The organism is Phycisphaerae bacterium (assembly GCA_017999985.1).
GTDB lineage: Bacteria > Planctomycetota > Phycisphaerae > UBA1845 > Fen-1342 > JAGNKU01.
This window is the reverse complement of the sequence record JAGNKU010000006.1, coordinates 218,018-234,357: the sequence shown is the minus strand read 5'-3', so window position 1 is coordinate 234,357 and position 16,340 is coordinate 218,018. Positions and strand designations below refer to the sequence as shown.

The window sequence follows — 16,340 nt, the reverse complement described above, 5'->3', positions numbered from 1 at the left end:
CCTTTGTTGTGAAGCTTGCCAAACGGAGGTTTGCTTCTGCCTCCTGGGACCATGAATACCGACGTGGGTGACGCTCACCCTTCCTCTCACTGATCTCTTTATACTCCGCGCGGCAGGCCGTTGCAAGCTTTGTTTGTCCAAATTTCCGGGGTATCACGCGTTCTCGGACGGGGGCGGTTCGATCGGCCGGCGTCCGCGGGCCGCGTGGGCCCGCGCCGCGACCGGCATGTCTGAAAGCGATCTAACTCAATATTTTTCAATATGTTGCGCGTTTTTTCCGCGGATCGGCGGCGTTCGCAGGTTTCACGGCGTCGGCGACGGGCCGGTGCCTGCGTGCCCCGGACGCGGCCACGGCACCCGTAGATCAGCCCGCCGCGGGGCGCAGATCAGGGCGCGGCCGGCGCGGTGGTCGGCGGAGTCAGAAGCGCCTGGAACCGTGGATCGGCGCGCAGCGGCTCGAGATTCGGATCAGACGCAAGCTGGGCGGCGGAGACCGCGCCCCATTGCAGCGCCTGCTCGAGTCGCTGCAGCGCTGTGGCCGGATCACCGCTGTGCGCCGCGATCACCGCGCGGAGATAGTTGGCCGCGCCGTCCTCCGGGCGCCGCGCCAGCAGGTCATCGAGGATTCGGGCGGCCTCGGGGAGCTGCCCGACTTGTCCCAGCGCGTTCGCCAGCGCGCGCGTCACCTCGGTGTCTTCGGGCTGGAGGTCGTGCGCCTCGCGCAGCAACGCGACGGCCGCAGGCCACTGGCCGCGCTGCGCCGCGGCCTGTGCAAGGCCGCGCTGGGTGGTCGCGAGTTGCGCCAGCGTTGCGCCCGTCAGCGGCGCGAACCCCCTGGGGGGCGGCAGCTGCGCGATTCGCTCCAGCAACGCCGCGACTTCGGGTTGGGCCGGGATCTGCCGCTTCCGCAAGCTGTCCGTGATCCCGTCGTGCGAATACATGATGAATCGGTAGAGCTGCGCGTTGTGCGGGCAGGTCGCGTAGGTGTCAAGCAGCAGGCGCAGCGCGCCGGCGACGTCCTCGCGCTCCATGAGCTCATCGCCACGAATGCGGACCCAGCGCGCCGCGACGGCGTTTTCGAGCTCGCGGACGAACTCCGCAGGCACAGTGGCCGGATCGCGCACCAGGTCGGTGACCGGCGAGCGCTGCAAGAGATACAAGGCCGCGGCAATCGTGCGATGGGCGATGAACATCTGGCGCGGGGCGGAGAATTCGAGCAGGGCGTTGTCGTCTGTGTGGATCGGCGCCTGTGCCACCCATTCGCGCAGCGTCTGGTCCGAGGCCACGTAGCGGCTGAGCACGTCGGCCGGCCGCCGCACGCTGACGCGGTACAGGTCAGCCCACACGGTGGGTGTGCGAAAGCGGCGCGTGAACTCGGTGAAATCGAGCTGCAGCGCCTGGGGCGAGGCGATCATCAGGAAGTCGTCCTCGTTGAGCTCCCAGAGCGACACGTGCGGGAAGACCTCGAACAGCGTGCGCACAATCATCTGGAAGTCGCGCAGCGAGGTCCGGTAGCCCTGGAGCCAGACGGCGATCACGCCGCGGTCGGTCAGGCGCCGTCGGCCGAGTTCGAAGTATTCGCGCGTGAAGAGGTTGGACACGCCGGCCATCCAGGGGTTCGACGGCTGGGTGATGATCATGTCGTAGGTGCGGTTGGTCAGCAGCAGGTGGTTGCGCCCGTCGGCCAGGATCATGTGGACGCGCGGATCACGGTTCAGGACGTTGTACGTGTACGGGTTGAACAACTGCGCGCCGCGAATCACGTCGTCACTGATCTCCACGCAGTCGATCTGCTCGAACGACGGGTGACAGGCGAGCGCGCCGAGCGACAGGCCCGAGCCCAGGCCGACCATGCAGGCCGTGCGGGCTTCGGGGCCCACCAGCGCGGGCACGTGGCCGAGCAGCAGCATCGTGACCATGTCGCCGAAGTCCGTGGACGCGTCGGGCTTGCCGTTGACGCGCATGGTGAGCAGCTGCGGCAGGCCGGCCGGGTGCTCGACGCTCACCGTGACGTCCACACCTTCGCCGTAGTAGACGATCTCGCGCGCCGCCGTCGCCGAGTGGCGCATCATGAACGGAGCGGCGGTCAGGGTGTGCCGGTCCCAGCGCCCGGCGGCGACCGCGACGACGGGGATGAGTACGAGCAGCACGCCGGCCACCGCGGCCCGGGGCGCGAACGCCGCACCGGTTGGTCGCCGCGCGAGCAGCACCAGCGCCAGCCCGACGATGCCGTTGAGGAGGCTGGCCAGGATGATGGAGTTCTGAATCCCCAGCACGTCGCTCCGAATCAGCATGAAGCCCGCCAGAAACGATCCGGCGATCGTGCCGATCGTGTTCACGAGGTAGGCGCGGCCGGTGGCGGCCCCGGCTTCGTCGCCGGCCCCGGCGAGGGCGCGGGTTGCGAGCGGGAAGATCGCGCCCATCAGAAACGTCGGCACGAACGTGATGGCGATGATCAGCAGGAACTGCCAGGTTACATAGAATTGCCACGTAATGACGGCTCCGTTGTGGCGTTTGGAGTAGGCGTCGATGATGTCTGCGACGATGAGGGGCACGCGGCCGTGGATCGGCACGATCACGACCGCGATCAGGCCGATCAGCAGCTCGAGCACGCCGAAGACGAAGACCGGGTCCTTCCAGCGGTCGGCCCAGCGCGCGATCGCGAGGCTGCCCAGGGCCAGGCCGAGGATGAACGCCGCCAGGATGCAGGTAAAGGCGTAGGTGGTGGAGCCGACCGCCATGACCAGCGCGCGCGACCACGTGATCTGGTAAACCATGGCCGCGAAGCCGGAGACCGCGAAGCCCACGAGCACGACCTGGCGCAGCCGACCGGAAAGCGGCGGAGCAGCCAGTGCGTCCGCGCGCGCGGCCGCGGCGCGCGCCGGCGCGGCCGCCTGCGCCGTCTGGTTCAGCAGATTCACGGCGACGATGCCGATCAGGATGTTGAGCGTTGCGGCGAGCCAGGTCGTGTGCAGCAGGCCGAGCGTGGGGATGAGCACGAACCCGGCCGCCAGCGTGCCGAGCACGGCGCCGAACGTGTTGATGCCGTACAGATGACCGACGGAGCGGCCCAGCGCGCCGCCCTGCAGCGTGACGTAGCGGACGAGGATCGGCAGCGTCGCGCCCATGAACGTGGTCGGTACGATCAGGATCAGGCCGCCCACGCCAAAGCGGACGAGGTTGAGCAGCCACGGCTGGTTTGCCAGATGCGGGTACAGCGCGCGGTACCCCGGCTCGGCCACGTTCAGCAGGAACGGCACGCACAGCGCGTAGAGCCCGATGCAGATCTCCAGCACGCCGTAGGTGTGCCCCGGCCGCTCGAGGCGGTGACACCAGCGCCCGGCGAAAAAGCAGCCGAGGCCGAGGCCGCCCATGAACGCGACAAGCACGGTGGTGATGGCGTACGTGGTGCCGCCGAAAACAAAAATGAGCTCGCGCACCCAGACGAGCTCGTAGATCAGGCCGGCGGCGCCGGACAGAAGGAACAGCAGATACAGGAGCGGTGTGCGCACGGGGGTTCGTCCCAATGGCGTGGCGGAATTGCCAGCGCGTGGTCGCAGAATATCTGAACGCGCGCGCGCTGGCAAACGGCGCTGCCGGTCCGGTGCTGCGGCCTGCGGCGCGCGGGTTGCATAAAGCGCATAATCCACTTGCACGTGCACAGGGCTGGGGCTATATTGTCGCCCATAATACAATATGTAGTAGGCGCGGTGCAGGCTGGGTGTGGCCGGGTTGGCGCGGCGCCACCCGGGCCTGCGGCTGGTTTGGTGAGCGCGTGTTTCTGAAGCGAATCGTCTTGCACGGCTTTAAGAGCTTCGCCGACCGTACCGAATTTGAGTTCGGGCCCGGCATCACGTCGATCGTGGGCCCGAACGGGTGCGGCAAGAGCAACGTGCTGGACGCGTTCCGCTGGGTGCTTGGCGAGCAATCGGCGCGCAGCCTGCGCGGGGGCAAGATGGCGGACGTGATCTTCGCCGGCTCGCGCTCGCGCAAGCCCGCCAACGCCGCCGAAGTGCAGCTCACGTTCGACAACCGCACGGGGATCCTGCGCAGTGACTGCGCAGAGGTGACGGTCGGCCGGGTGCTGTATCGCAGCGGCGAGAGTGAATACCGCTTGAACGGCAGCGCGTGCCGCCTGAAGGAAGTCCGCGAGCTGCTGCTCGACACCGGGGTGGGCGTGGACGCGTACAGCGTGATCGAGCAGGGCCGCGTGGACCTGCTGCTGCAGGCCAGCCCGCTCGAACGCCGCGAGATTTTCGAGGAGGCGGCCGGCATCAGCCGGTACAAGTTCCGGCGCAACGAGGCGCAGCGCAAGCTCGAGCGGACGCAGGGCAACCTGGAGCGGCTGCAGGACTTGGTGGACGAGCTGGAGAAGCGGCTGCGCAGCGTGCGGCTGGCGGCGGGCAAGGCCCGCAATTTCCAGCAGTACGACGGGCGCCTGCGCGAGCTGCGCTCGTCGTTCTCGATGGCCGAGTACCACGAGCTGGAGCAGGAGCGCCGCCGCGGGCGCGCGCAGGCGGATGCGCTGGGGGCGAGCCTGCAGGAAGAGCGGGCCCGGCTGGCGGCGCGCGATGCGGAGGCGGCGGAGGTCGAGCATGCGCGGCAGGCGCTGGACGACCAGATCCAGGCGGCCGAGAGCGGACTGCTAGGCGCGCAGAGCGCACTGAGCGCGTTGATCGAGCGCATCACGCTGGGGACGCAGCGCCTGCCGGAACTCGCGGCGGTCCGCGAGCGCCGCCGGGCGCAGGCCACCGAGGTGGCCAACCGCTTGGGCACGCAGCGCGCGCGCATCGCGGCCGAGGAGCAGGTGCACGCCGAGCTGCGGGCGGCCGAGGAGGCCTGCGCAGCGCGCATCGCCGCGTTGCACGCAGAACGGCAGGCGGCCGAGGTGCGCACCGACGAGGCCCGCCAGACGCTCGAGCGCGAAAAGGTCGCGGCGTTCGAAGCGGTACGGCGGGGCGCGCTACTGCAGAACGAGCATGAGAATTGCGCCCAGCAGCACGGCCGCCTGCGGGCGCAGGCGCAGCGGCTGACCGCTCGCCGGCAGGAGATCGCGCGCGAGGCCGAGGGCCTGGCGCAGCAGGTCGGCGAGCTGGCCGAGCGCGTGGCGCGACTGGAACAGCAGCTCGGCGCGCTGAGCGACGAGCTGCGCCAGGATGAAGCCCGCCTGGCAACACTGTCGGACGAGGCGGACCGCCTGGATGCGCAGGTCGGCACGGCCAAGGAAACGCGCAGCGCCATCGTGTCACGGCTGACGCTGCTCGCGGACCTGGAGCGGCGCCTGGAGGGGGTCGATCAGGGCACGCGCGCCGTGCTGGCGTGGCGGGACACGCCCGCGGGGGCCGACCTGGTCGTCGGTCTGCTGGCGGACCTGCTGCGCATCGATGACCCGCGCGTCGGTATCCTGCAGACGGTGCTCGCGACGTTCGAAAGCCACGTGGTCGTGCGCGACACAGCGGCGTTTCTGGACGAGCTGGCGCGCTGCGGGGAGCAGCTCGGGCCGTTGCGCGTGCTGGCGCTCGATCGCCTGGCGCGGCCGCCGACGCCGATCAGCTATGAGCATGCGCCGGGTTTCGTCGCCCGCGCCGTGGACTGGGTCGAATGCGCGCCGCAGCACCGGGGGTTGGCCGAGCACCTGCTGGGGCGGACGTTCATCGTCCAGACCGTGGAGCAGGCCCTGCGCCTGGCGGCCGACGCGCTCGCGGGCTGCGTGTTCGTGACGCTCGACGGGACGACCGTGGCGGCGGACGGTCGCTTGACGTTTGGCGCGACGGCCGCGGCGGCGGGCCTGATCAGCCGGAAGGCCGAGATCCGGCAGTTGCGCAGCGAGCTGGAGGACGTGGAAACCACGCTGGTGCAGCTCACGCGGCGGCGCATGGAAGTGGATGAGGGGGTCTCGGACGTGCAGTTGCACCGCGACGGGTTGCTGCAGCGCAGCGCGGCCCTGCAGCGCGAGCATGTCGAGGCCCACAGCGCGCGTGTGCGGGTGGACGACGCGTTGCAGCGGTTCGAACGCGAGGGGGCGCTGGTGGATGACGAGGTCCGCGGTGTCCAGCGGCAGATCGACGAACTGACTGCACAATTGCAGCGCCTGCAGGCGGACAGCGCCACGGTGGACGCGACCCAGCGGGCCCACGAGGCCCGCATCACGGCCCTGGCGGCGGCGCTGACGGAGGCCGAGGCGGCCGGCACGCGGCTGGCGCAGCAGTGCACCGAGGCACTGGTCGAGCGCGGGCGGGCGGCGGAGAAGCGGGCGGCCGGTGAAGCGGCGTTGCGGGAATTGCAGGCCCGCTGCGCGGGCCTGGAGCGCGAGCAGGCCGGTGCCGAGCGCGAGGCGGAGGAGATCACCGCGCAGATCGCCGCGGCCGAGCAGGAGCTGGATGCGGCCCGGCAGCAGCAGGCGGCGCGGGCGACGGAATGCGAAGAGCGCCGGGCCGAGGTGCTGCGGCTGCGTCAGGGCCGGCAGGCGCTGGTGCAGCAGCGCGAGGACTGCGGGCAGGCCATCCGGGCGTTGCAGAAGCGCTGCGAGGAGCTCGAGGCCGCGCTGCGTGCCGGCGAGGTGGAGCTGCGTGAATGCGAGGTCCGGCAGGAAGCGCTGGTGGCGCGGGTGCGCGACGAGCTGGCGGTGGACCTGGCCGCGCTCTATCCGACGTATGCGCATGCCGAGCAGGACTGGGCCGCGGTGCGGGCCGAGATCGAGGAACTGCGCGGCAAGATCGCGCGGCTGGGGAACGTGAACCTGGATGCCATCGCGGAACTGGAAGAGCTCAGCCCGCGCTACGAGCACCTGATGGCGCAGCGCAGCGACCTGTTGAGCGCGATCGAGCGCCTGCAGACGCTGATCGAAGAGCTGGACCGCGAGTCGCGGGCTCGTTTCCTCGCCGCGTTCGAACAGATCCGCGCGAATTTTCAGGAGATGTTTCGCAAGCTCTTCGGCGGCGGCCGCGCCGATGTGCTCCTCGAGGATGCCGAGAATCCGCTGGAGTGCGGCATCGAGATCATCGCGCGCCCCCCGGGAAAAGAGCCACAATCCATCTCACTGCTGTCGGGCGGCGAGAAGACGCTGACGGCCGTGTCGCTGCTGATGGGGGTCTTCCGGAGCCGGCCGTCGCCATTCGCAATTTTGGATGAAGTCGATGCAGCCCTTGATGAAGCGAACGTGGAACGCTTCAATAGCGTCCTCCAGGAGTTCCTGTCGCATTCGCAGTTCGTGGTGATCACGCACAGCAAGCGGACGATGGCCTGTGCGGACGTGCTATACGGAGTCACGATGGAAGAGCCGGGCGTCAGCAAGCGCGTCAGCGTCCGGTTTGACGACCGCGTACAAGCGCCACATGTGGCGTGAGTGTTTCTAGTTCCTGTTTCCTTTTCTTTGTGAGGTTGCGCCATGGCAAAGAAGAAGGCCAAGAAGAAGGTCGCCAAGCGGAAGGTCGCCAAGAAGAAGACCGCGAAGAAGAAGGCCAAGAAGCGCAGCGTCTGCTAACGACCGGCAGGCGCCCAAGCCGATGAGTTCGGCTTCCCGCGCCCGACACGGCCACTGACGCTGCGGTCCGCGCCTGACCTGGGCCGGACGCACGCGGTCGCCGCCGCCGGTGACAAGGGATGCCGACGGCAGCCCTGGGGCATACGCAACCTCCTGAGCCCCTCGCGAACCACGCGGGGGTGGCGCCGGCCGGCGGGTCCAACCGGCCCCCGACCTGCGACTCGCGCCGGGTGTTGCGTATGCCCCCTTCTTGCGCGCCGGCCCGCGCGGCGCGCCCGCCGGGGTATACTATGGAACGGGCGGAGGCCCCCGGGGAGGACGCCGCGGAGGTGGCCATGGGTCGGCGCAGGCGCCCACGAGCGTTCACGCTCATCGAGTTGCTGGTCGTGGTTGCGATCATCGCCCTGCTGATCGCGATTCTGCTGCCCAGCCTGTCGGCCGCCCGCGAGCACGGCAAACAGGCCAAGTGCCTCGCCAACCTCAAGAGCATCGGCCTCACGCTGCAGGCGTACGCGCTCGAGGACCCCGCCGAGCAACTCATTCCGATCCATGAGCGCATGCTCCAGAGTGTTTCCTACTGGGAGTGGCGCACCGTCCACTGGTTCGCCTGGGGCGGCCGCTCCGGCCAGGTCCCGTTTTGCACGGGGCCGAACGAAGGCCTGCTGCTGGCGGCGGAAGGCGCCGCCGCGGAGCCGGCGTACGATGCCCGCCGCCGGCCGTTGACGCGTTATGCGCTCGCGAGCGTGAACCTCGCCGACACGCGCCAGATCGAGTGGTTCCACTGCCCGTCCGATCGCGGCTACCCCGCGCACCCCGACATCGACGACTCGCCGCTCGAGAACGCCGAGCGGCCCTGTTACGACACGCTCGGCAACAGCTACCGCGCCAGCCTGTCGATGCTCACGCTGATCGCGGGCGACGGCGGCAACCAGGGGCATTTTTCGACCGGCCCGTGGGGCCACCGCGCGTCGACCCTCCGCAGCACGTCGCGCCTGGCGCTCGTCGGTGAGCCCACCTTTTTCAACATGATCGGACGCGATGACCTGCCGGACCCCGACCCAGTGCTGGTGACGGGCTGGCATCGGCGGTTCATGACCGACAACTTACTGTTCTGCGACGGAGCCGCGCGCCCCGCGCGGGCCAGCCGGCGCGATATCTTCGACCCGGACACGCTGGCGCGGATGAACGTGTACTCCCCCGGCCTGTTGTCCCGCGGCGACTACTGGCAACTGGATGACTATCCCACGGTGGGGGCGCGCGTTCTGGGTGCGAACGAGCTGTGGCGGGCGGTGTACGGCGCGGACTATGACCGGAAGTGGCCGTTTGTGGATCGGCAGGAGAACATGCGTTCGACGCCCTGAACGTCGGCCCAGTCGCCCGGGCGCGGGGATGCTGCGCAGCGTTGTTTTCGCATGGGGGCGTGCTTGTTCTGAGCGGCGAAGAATCGTACGATGTAAGCACGGGATGCGGACGGAAGCACACCCATGACATGGCAGCGTCACATATGAGGCTCGCAGGCGCCGGCCCCCGTGCGGGGCTTCCAGTCCGGCGGGTCCGTTTCACCCGGGGCGGCGGGCACCTGAGCCCGGCGCGCCGGGACATTCCCGGTCGCAGCTCACCAAGGAGTACGCATATGTTCGCAGCACTGCGGCGCCCACGGGCGCTGGTTGTTTCGTCGCCCCTGATTGTGCTCGGCGCGGTTATTCCCGCCAGCTTGGCCCAGTCGCCGGCCGTGGCCGCTCCGCCCCCGACCACGCAGCCCTTCGATGTCAACGCACCGCGCGACGGTCAGCCGCTGTCCGATTCCGAGCGCGACGCCCTGGCAGAGTACATTCGCCAGCAGGTCGAGCAGCGGGCGCGGGAAAAACCGGCGACGCAGCCCGCTACCCGGCCCGCGCGACCCGTACCTGCGCGACCCACGGCCACCCGGCCCGGCGGCGCGGCCCTGTCGGGCGGTGCGCGGCTGGAGATGAGCCCAACCGTGTTCGATTTTAAGGAGGTCTGGCAAGGAGAGCCGGCCGAGGGCGAGTTCACGATCAAGAACGTCGGCACCGACCCGCTGACCCTGGAGACCCGCAGTTCGTGCGGCTGCACGGTGGCCACGAAGCCGGAGTCGCCGCTGGCGCCGGGCGCCACGACGACCTTCAAGATCTCATACCACACGACGCGCGCCGGGCCGGCGAACAAGTCCGTCACGGTCACGACGAACGACCCCACGCAGCCATCGGTCGTCATCAAGGTCATGGGCACGGTCAAGTCTCCGGTCACGATGACGCCGTCCGACCGGATCGCATTCAGCAACCTCGAACGCGATGCCGTCGTGAGCCAGACGATCAGGCTCGCGACGAATTTCGACAGCCCGCTGAACCTGAAGCTGCGTGAGAACCAGAAGCTCGAACCGTTCCAGGTGGAACTGAAGGAACTGGAGCCCGGCAGGCTCTACGAGCTGACGGCGACGACGAAGCCGCCGCTGCGGCTGAACATGAACAACGCGACGGTCTTCCTGGAAACCGGCAACGAGAAAGTGCCGAGCATCCCGGTGTACGTGTCGGCCCATGTTCCGCCGCTGGTGTCGCTCACTCCGCCGCGGCTGACCGTCACCCCGGCGGCGACGCGGCCGCTGCCGCAGATCGTGCGGGTGCAGACGCGCGCGGGCAGCGCGGTGCGGGTTACCGAAGTGAAATCGAGCGTGGACGCGGTGCGCTGGGAGATCCTGCCGCCGGAGGAGCCGCCGGCGGGCAGCACCACCCGGTCGCAGGTGGTGCGGGTGACGTTGCCGCCGTACGACGAGCTGCCCAACGGGACCATGACGCTGCAGATCTTCACGGATGCGCCGGACGAGGCCTATCAGCATTTCACGGTGCCGATTGTGAAGAGCGCGGCGCACGCTTCGGACCGCGTGCCGACGGCCGGGCAGCCGCCGGCGCCCACGACAGCGCTGACCCCCGCGCCGCCGCCGACGCCCTGAGGCACGGCTAGATGATCGGCGCGCCGTGTCGCCGGCGTCTTGGCATTGATGAACGCCTACGGGATGACGTAGCCGGCGGGCACATCGGTCATGCCGGCGGTAGCGTCCTGCACTACGGAACCAGTCGCGTACCACAGTTCGATCGCACGCGACTGGTAGTCGTTGAGCCGTTCGACGTGCCCGTCGAAGAAGACCGCGTTGATGTGGCCCGAATTCTGCTGGGCGGAGCCATCCTGCAACGGCACGAGGTTTCCTTCGTCGAGCTCCGGGCCGTGCATGGGCAGCGCGTTGCCCGGCACTGCGCCGGCCGTGACCGTTGGCCCGTCATGGAGTACTGGCAGGCCGTGGCGGTAGGAAACGGGCAGGTTCTGTCCGTGTGACGGACTGCCAGGGGTGACCGGTCGGCCGCCCCAGGTGAGCGTGCCCGCTTTGACGCCATACTCTGTCCCGCTGGCGTACCAGCCGGCCGCGCTGCTGAATGCGCCAAAGAAGACGGGGTCCGGACTGACGTCGACGTCGATCATGCCGGTCGCACCGATGTAGCGCGTGCCGTCGCCGGCGAAGATCTTGCGCGCCGGGGGGCCGACTTGACCGAGGCGGGATTCGAACTCCGCGTGGCCGGCTTCCCAGTTTGGCGGGGTGACCCGGGCAACGATCGGGATGGGGGTGTTCTCGAAATAGCCGAGGACTTCGCCCGCATGGTTTTGGCCCCACAGCGAGAAGTGAGTTGACATGAGGTAGCTGCATGCCGGCCAGATGGCGAAGTTGTCGAAATCGACCTGGTCCGTGCATTGGTTCAGGCCGTACAGCCAGGCGGTGGCGTTCTGCGACGGGCAGCGATACTGCGAATATAGGTAGTGAAACCGTGCTGCGCGGTTGTCGGGCAGATTCGGGTCGTTCTGCAGCAGCGGCGTCATCCAGTCGAAACTCTGGACGGGGATTTGCCGCGAATTCATTGCGCCGGGGGTGCGGCTCTTGGCGCGGGCCGCGATACCGGTCGTGTTCACCCCGGGTATGAACTCACCATTGTCGTTGGAATACATGAGCATGAGCTGGCCGAGCATCGCAAGCTGAGCTTCGCAGACGGCGGTCCGGGTCTGCGTGCGGGCACGCCCGACTGCGGCCAGCACCAGCGGGCAGAGCAGTGCCATGACCGCGACGGTCATCAGCAGTTCGGCGAGCGTCAGGCCACGAACAAGCGTTGGATGTTGCGGTCCAGTGCGTGTCGGGCGGCAGTCACGGTTTGCCCATGGTTGCGACGTTGCGACATAAGTCATGTACTTGCCCTCGATGCGCCGCACGGATGCCGGCCACCCGCCGTGCGCAGCCTGCTTCCACCAGCGGATTCCCCTGGATTATAAACGCTCCGGGCCCGGGCGAGATCCCGGTCCGCCGTCCGATTGCCAGGAAACTGGACCACTCACGCTCCACGTGCGACTTCGTTGACGCGTGGTGGCGCGGTGGATAGATTCCTCGCCATGGCGCGCACCCCCCGGGTTCAGCCGCGGAACACTGGCTTCCAGACGCTCGACGGCGGGAAGCGCTGCAAGTCCATTCCCGTACCAGCGCAGCGGCGCCCCGGCACGCGCGAGTCGTTTCCGCCGCAGGGGGTCCGCCATCCGTTGGCCGCTACGCCGAACTCGGCGCGGGCGGCGGGCGGGTGGTGCTCGCGTGGCGCCTGGTGCGTCGCTATCCTAACCGCCCAATTGCGTGCGCTGCTGTCCGACCCCGGCTAATGGGAGAGTACGCCGTGCCCGATCCAGCTCCGAACCAGACCCCGCCTGGCGCCGTCGCGTACGCGCGCCACCCCGCGCCCTCCGGCGAATTCCTCGGCCATCCGAAGGGGCTGTTCGTCCTGTTCTCGACCGAGCTGTGGGAACGATTCAGCTTCTACAGCATGCGCGGGATCATGACGCTGTACATGGTCAACGTCGTGCTGGTGGCCATGGCGGCGCAGGAGGGTGCCGAGAAGGCCGGCGGGTTTGCCGACCAGGTGTATGGGGCCTACGTGGGCTTCGTCTACTCCGCGACCTTCATCGGCGGCATGCTGGCCGACCGGCTGCTGGGGCAACGCCGCGCGATCTACATCGGTGGCATCCTCATGTCGTTGGCGCACTTCACGCTCACGACGCATGCGCTGCTGGTAAGTTCGACTTACAAGCCCGGCGAGCTGAATTTCCTGTTCTACCTGGGCCTCGGTTTGCTGGCCTGCGGAAACGGGTTCTTCAAGCCGAACATCTCGACCATCGTGGGCACGCTGTATGAACAGCAGGATGCCCGCCGGGATGGAGCGTTCACCATCTTCTACATGGGCATCAACATCGGTGCGATGATCAGCAGCTTTTCCAGCGGGGCGGCGGAGAAATGGGGCTGGTACCTGGCGTACCTGCTGGCCGGCATCGGCATGATCGTGTCGCTGGTCATCATGTTCACCGGCCGCAACTGGATCCAGGGGCGCGGCTTGCCGCCGGCCGGGGCGCGGCTGCTCGGGCCCGGGCGTTTCGGCGTGCCGAATGTCCTGCCGTTGCTGATCGGCGTGCTGGTGTTCATCCCGCTGGCCGCGTACCTGATGTCGGTGCCACGGTATGTGCAGGGCCTCGCGACGATCATCGCCGTCCCGGTGCTGGCGTACCTGCTCTTCGAGTGCTACCGGGCCACGCGCGAAGAGGGCGGCCGCATGTTCGTCATCATCGTGCTCTGTATGTTCTCGATGGTCTTCTGGGGGTTCTTCGAACTGCAGGGCAGCACGGTGATCCGCTTCGCCGCGCAGCATATCAATATGCGCGTGCTCGGGTGGGAACTGCCCACGGCGTGGGTGGTCAACTTCATCAACCCGTTCCTGATCATCCTGCTGGGCATACCGTTCTCCTGGTTGTGGGTCTGGCTCGATCGCAAGCACATCGAGCCCTCGACGCCACTCAAGTTCTCGCTGGGACTGCTCCAACTCGGTCTGGGCTTCCTCGTGCTCTGGATCCCGGCGCTGCAGGCGCGCGATGGCGGCCAAGGCCCGCTGATCTGGCTCCTGCTGGGGTTCCTGCTGTTCACCACGGGCGAACTGTGCCTGTCGCCGGTGGGGCTGTCGATGGTCACGAAACTGGCGCCGGCGCGCCTGGTGGGCGTCTTCATGGGCATGTGGTTCCTGTCGTCGGCGCTCGCCAACGTCATCACCGGAGGAGTGGTCGGCCCGATGACCGCCAAGCTCGGTTACGCGCCGGTCTTTCTGCGCATCGGCGCCATGGCGGGCGGCGCCGCGCTGCTCCTGTTCCTGCTCACCCCGCTGCTCAAGCGGCTCATGCACGGCGTGAAGTAGCCGCCGACAACGCCGCGCCCAGAAACATCGCGATCCCCCGGCGGTGAAGGAGGCAAACCGTCGGGGGATCGCGTTTTGTGTGCGGTGGTCAGCTACGCGGCACGGCGGGCTCAGTCGTCCCACTCGTCATCATAGTCGTCGTCGTAGTACTCGTCCGCGTAGTAGTCGTCTTCGTAGTACTCGTCCGCGTAGTACTCGTCGTCCCACCCTTCATCGTAGTACGCGGTCTCGACGTACACCTCGTCGTAGTAGTACGGCTCTTCGACGTAGTAGTCCTCGTAGTAGTAGTCGTACCCGTAGTCGTCGACCCACACTTCCTCGACGTACGTGTCTTCAACCCAGACCTCTTCCTCGTAGTAACAGTCCGGGCAGCCCCCATCGATGATTACCGTTCCGTCGTCCAACTCATCCACCAGGATGTCGAGGTCGCAGCCGGCCGCGGTCCCCAGCAGCAACGTTCCGATGAGCAGCGTTCGCAAATGCGTGTGCATGACGTTCTCCAGTCTCCATCCTCCTGACGATTCAGACCGTCCATCTATTCATGCGTTTGTCGCGCCGGAGCGGCGCGGCGTTTTTTCTGACGCCGGCCAACCGCGGCCTGTCGCCGCGAAGTCCGCGCAACGCATTGAAATTAATGAAGTTATCGCAGGCTGTCTGGCCGCCGGGGCTTGGCGGAGGGAGACGCATGACTTTCCGATTGCCGCGCGTCGAAGGGCAAATCCGTCGCGACCGCGGGGCGAGAGGCGGTCACCGCTCCCAGCAACTCGCCGATGCGTCCGCCGGCGAGGAAATACGCCAGCACGAGCCACGCGACGATCGCCAGCGCGACCGATAACGCGATGTGCCAACGATGCCCCAGTTGGCCGTTCTTCGGCCGCGTGCGGGGCGCGGGGTGTCCGTTGCTGTGCGGCGGCGCGAACGGCGGCGACGAGGCGCTGGCGGCAACCGGCTCAGCCGCGTCGGCCATCTCGACGGCCGCGCGCTCGGGGGCGGCGACTCGCGGTGCCGGCGGCCCGGATGGTTCGGGCGTGGGCTCCGGAGCGGCCGGGTGTGGCGCGCCGGTCTGATCCAAGATGCGCCCGATGACGTCGCCGCCCCAGTGCTCCAGTGTCATCCAGCGGCCGGCATCGCCCTCGGTTGCGGCGCCGGGCTGCGCCGTGCCGTTGCGCCGATGCGGCCGGAGCGGCGTCTGGCGTTGCAGCAGCACGTTGACCACGTCGCCGTCGCGGGCGTGACGGCGGACGGCGTCGGCGACGCGCGCGACCGCCTGCTTGTAGCCGGGGAAGGGCGAGCGGTCAAAGATGACCTCGCGCGTGGCGAGACGGATCACCAATCGGTAAGCGTTCCCCGGCGCCCGATCCACGTCCATTTCCTTCCGCTCCCGGTGCCGCCCGGTGACACGCCAAACCTGGCAGAAGCGTCTGTCAGCCGGGTCGGCCTTCGGAACCCGCCAGTCTAACGGGAGCGCCGCGGAACACCAAGGGGCGCCGGCGGCGCGTTGCATGGGCGAAACGTGCCCGTAGTGTAGCCGCGTTCAGTAGCTGAACTTCCCGATTTCCACCTTGCCGCGAAACACCCAGTAGATGACGCACGTGTACGCGAGCACGAACGGCATCCCCAGGAACGCGATGATCTGCATGATCTGGAGCGTCTTCTGCGACGAGGCCGCGTTGTAGATGTTCAGGCTCCACTCCGGGTTCAGGCTCGACACGAGCAGGTCCGGATACAGCGCAACTCCGAACAGGAACACGAACGCCGCGATGGACGCGCTCGACGAGATGAACGCGTAGAACGGCCGGCTGAGATAGATGGCCCGCGGGATGTTGGCGATGGCCAGCACATTGAGGACCACGACCACCCAGACCCAGGGGTGCGCGTTGAAGTTGCGCGTCGCGTTCGGGATCTGCACGAGCGAGTAGATCGTCGTGAGCAGGTACAGCACCAGGAAGACCCCGAAAGTCCGCCACATCCAGCCGTGGATGCGCTTCTGCAGGTCGCCGGTGGTTTTCAGGTACAGGTAGATCGAGCCGTGCATGGCGAACATGGCGACGGTGAACAGCCCGACCAGCACGGGGTAGGGGGTCAGCAAACCCAGGAGCGCGATGTGCAGCTCATGGTCCGCGCCGATCGGCACGCCCTTGATGCAGTTGCCGACGGCGACGCCGAAGAGCAGCGCGGCGAGTGTACTGGCGCCGCAGAAACAGACATCGAAGACGCCGCGCCACGCGGCCGAGTCGCGCTTGCTGCGGAACTCCATCGAGACGGCGCGGAAGATCAGCGCGAAGAGCAGCAGCATGAACGCCAGGTAAAACCCCGAGAAGGCAGTCGCATAAGCTTCCCGAAACGCCGCGAACAGCGCCCCGCCGAACGTCACCAGCCACACCTCGTTGCCGTCCCAGAGCGGGCCGATGGAGTTCATGAAGATCCGGCGTTCGGTGTCGTTGCGGGCGCCGAGGTGCAGGATGCCAACGCCCAGGTCGAACCCGTCCAGGATGGCGTACCCGGCGAGCAGCACCCCGAGCGTGACGAACCAGAATTGATTCAGGTCCATGACCGTATGGACTCCTTCACGAAAGGCC

Annotated in this window: 9 protein-coding genes; 4 read left to right on the top strand and 5 right to left on the bottom strand. The window is 67.9% G+C overall.

What is annotated here, in order from left to right:
- Nucleotides 1-386: 386 nt before the first annotated feature.
- On the bottom strand, nucleotides 387-3,512 hold the full coding sequence (locus KA383_10085; protein MBP7746473.1) for a fused MFS/spermidine synthase: 3,126 nt from the start codon (nucleotides 3,510-3,512) through the stop codon (nucleotides 387-389).
- A 263-nt stretch (nucleotides 3,513-3,775) separates the two neighbouring features.
- Here KA383_10085 and smc point away from each other — a divergent pair, with 263 nt between their 5' ends.
- The 3 genes from smc to KA383_10070 all read left to right on the top strand — a co-directional run bounded on the left by smc (nucleotide 3,776) and on the right by KA383_10070 (nucleotide 10,451).
- Complete coding sequence (smc, locus tag KA383_10080; GenBank protein MBP7746472.1) at nucleotides 3,776-7,345, top strand: chromosome segregation protein SMC; 3,570 nt, start codon at nucleotides 3,776-3,778, stop codon at nucleotides 7,343-7,345.
- A 473-nt stretch (nucleotides 7,346-7,818) separates the two neighbouring features.
- On the top strand, nucleotides 7,819-8,844 hold the full coding sequence (locus KA383_10075; GenBank protein MBP7746471.1) for a prepilin-type N-terminal cleavage/methylation domain-containing protein: 1,026 nt from the start codon (nucleotides 7,819-7,821) through the stop codon (nucleotides 8,842-8,844).
- A 272-nt stretch (nucleotides 8,845-9,116) separates the two neighbouring features.
- Complete coding sequence (locus tag KA383_10070) at nucleotides 9,117-10,451, top strand: DUF1573 domain-containing protein (protein ID MBP7746470.1); 1,335 nt, start codon at nucleotides 9,117-9,119, stop codon at nucleotides 10,449-10,451.
- Between the two features lie 56 nt (nucleotides 10,452-10,507).
- Here KA383_10070 and KA383_10065 read toward each other — a convergent pair whose 3' ends face one another.
- The gene (locus KA383_10065; protein ID MBP7746469.1) at nucleotides 10,508-11,752 is read right to left on the bottom strand and encodes a hypothetical protein; all 1,245 of its coding nucleotides are present in this window, start codon (nucleotides 11,750-11,752) and stop codon (nucleotides 10,508-10,510) included.
- A 449-nt stretch (nucleotides 11,753-12,201) separates the two neighbouring features.
- Between KA383_10065 and KA383_10060 the strand changes: the two genes are divergently transcribed.
- A complete protein-coding gene (locus KA383_10060; GenBank protein ID MBP7746468.1) occupies nucleotides 12,202-13,761 on the top strand; it encodes a peptide MFS transporter in 1,560 nt (519 codons plus the stop codon).
- A gap of 110 nt (nucleotides 13,762-13,871) precedes the next feature.
- On the opposite strand, the gene KA383_10055 is transcribed toward KA383_10060, so the two are convergent.
- From KA383_10055 to cydB, 3 genes are all read right to left on the bottom strand, one after another.
- Entirely contained in the window at nucleotides 13,872-14,252 is a 381-nt protein-coding gene (locus KA383_10055) for a hypothetical protein (protein ID MBP7746467.1), read from the bottom strand.
- Nucleotides 14,253-14,401: 149 nt separating this feature from the next.
- Nucleotides 14,402-15,130: a hypothetical protein gene (locus KA383_10050; protein ID MBP7746466.1), complete on the bottom strand. Its 729-nt coding sequence runs from the start codon at nucleotides 15,128-15,130 to the stop codon at nucleotides 14,402-14,404.
- Between the two features lie 165 nt (nucleotides 15,131-15,295).
- Nucleotides 15,296-16,312 (bottom strand): cytochrome d ubiquinol oxidase subunit II, encoded by a 1,017-nt coding sequence (cydB, locus tag KA383_10045; GenBank protein MBP7746465.1) that lies wholly within the window; start codon nucleotides 16,310-16,312, stop codon nucleotides 15,296-15,298.
- Nucleotides 16,313-16,340: the final 28 nt, after the last annotated feature.

Coding starts and splice junctions, on each gene's coding strand:
- KA383_10075 (MBP7746471.1), top strand. CDS start 7,819: ATGGGTCGGCGCAGGCGCCCACGAGCGTTCACGCTCATCGAGTTGCTG.
- KA383_10070 (MBP7746470.1), top strand. CDS start 9,117: ATGTTCGCAGCACTGCGGCGCCCACGGGCGCTGGTTGTTTCGTCGCCC.
- KA383_10055 (MBP7746467.1), bottom strand. CDS start 14,252: ATGCACACGCATTTGCGAACGCTGCTCATCGGAACGTTGCTGCTGGGG.
- KA383_10050 (MBP7746466.1), bottom strand. CDS start 15,130: ATGGACGTGGATCGGGCGCCGGGGAACGCTTACCGATTGGTGATCCGT.
- cydB (MBP7746465.1), bottom strand. CDS start 16,312: ATGGACCTGAATCAATTCTGGTTCGTCACGCTCGGGGTGCTGCTCGCC.